The sequence below is a fragment of the Bowmanella yangjiangensis genome (assembly GCF_017255015.1).
GTDB lineage: Bacteria > Pseudomonadota > Gammaproteobacteria > Enterobacterales > Alteromonadaceae > Bowmanella > Bowmanella yangjiangensis.
Genome location: NZ_JAFKCS010000779.1, coordinates 1 through 340, shown reverse-complemented (window position 1 = coordinate 340; position 340 = coordinate 1). Strand labels below are relative to the sequence as shown.

The window sequence follows — 340 nt, the reverse complement described above, 5'->3', positions numbered from 1 at the left end:
CAGCCGCGCCAGGCATCGTCACCGACCCGCGCCACCACGCGCTCGCAGGTCAACTCCAGCAGGCCTTCCACCTGGCGCCGGGGCCCGGCTTCGTCGCGCAGATTGTGCAGATGCAACAGCTCGCGCAGTGCATCGAGGGCTTCGGGGCCCTCGACCAGCGAGAGGTGGTTGAGGCTCAGTTGTGAAACCAGGCGCCAACGCGAAGGGCCGGACAGCCGTGGCAGGCTTTGCACGGTGGGTGTGTTCAGCAGGCTGGCCTGCGCGACGGGGCCGGGACGTTCGAATCCCAGGCGGGTGCCGGCAGGCAGGTTTTCGGCCAGGTGCCGACTGGTGCATAGCA

The 340-nt window shown here is 68.8% G+C and carries 1 protein-coding gene; it reads right to left on the bottom strand.

From position 1 onward, the window contains the following. Positions 1-340, bottom strand: a 340-nt coding sequence (locus J0A65_RS26645; RefSeq protein WP_206597182.1) for a type VI secretion system baseplate subunit TssF, incomplete at both ends; no start/stop codon positions are given.